The organism is Prevotella rectalis, assembly GCF_900607215.1.
GTDB classification, from domain to species: Bacteria; Bacteroidota; Bacteroidia; order Bacteroidales; family Bacteroidaceae; genus Prevotella; species Prevotella brunnea.
This window is the reverse complement of record NZ_LR027826.1, coordinates 1-885: the sequence shown is the minus strand read 5'-3', so window position 1 is coordinate 885 and position 885 is coordinate 1. Positions and strand designations below refer to the sequence as shown.

The following is an 885-nucleotide window of genomic DNA, read 5'->3' as shown; positions in this document are numbered from 1 at the left end:
GCTGAATCGCCACCCGAGGTAACAGAAAATGAATAAGGGGGCTTGTCACTAACATGCTGTCATCCGAACTATTGTGTCTCAATGAGTTGGAATGAGGATTTCTATGTTTAGCGGACAGTAATAATTAAAAATAAATATGGCGGTTTAACATCTTATTGGGGTATTCATACAATGCAAAACATGGTAATGCAGGAAATGTTTTCAACACACCCAGAATATTTTGCTTTAATAAATGGAGAGCGAAACAAAGAGGGGCAATTATGCTTATCTAACAAGGAAGTTATAGAGTTGTTGAAAAGAGAAACCTTGAAAATGATAATGGAAAATCCTGGTCATTGGTGTTATAGTGTTTCACAGAAAGACAATGACATGTTTTGCGAGTGTGATAACTGTCAAATATTGATGCAGAAATATGGAGGCTATTCAGGAATATTGATTTGGGCAATTAATCAAGTTGCTGATGAAGTAAAAAAAACATATCCTAATGTAAAGATAGGAACGTTTGCTTACCATAAAACGCAAACACCTCCCAAGCATATTACACCGAGAGGGAATGTTGTTATCCGTTTATGCGATGTTGAATGTTGTTTCGGACACCCGATAGCATACGAACAAGGACATAATCGTTTGTTTCTCAATGATTTGAAACAATGGAAGAAATTAACCGATAATATTTATATTTGGGACTATGCAACTGGATTTTTTCAATACCTTGCACCTTTTCCCAATATATATGCAGTGTCTGAAAACTTAAAAACTTTTATTACTGTCCGCTAAACATCCCACATTTTTTATGAATTAGGGCTGACACTTCTCACGAGGTATCAGCCCTTTTTGTTATCTTTGCTTTTGTTTCCAAACTCAGATAACATGGGCAAAAGTACA

The 885-nt window shown here is 35.7% G+C and carries 1 protein-coding gene; it reads left to right on the top strand.

Annotation, left to right across the window (positions count from 1 at the left end; genetic code table 11):
• Window positions 1-120 precede the first annotated feature (120 nt).
• Window positions 121-777 (top strand): DUF4838 domain-containing protein, encoded by a 657-nt coding sequence (locus E0E16_RS13235; RefSeq protein ID WP_130830676.1) that lies wholly within the window; start codon window positions 121-123, stop codon window positions 775-777.
• The last annotated feature ends 108 nt before the right edge of the window (window positions 778-885 follow it).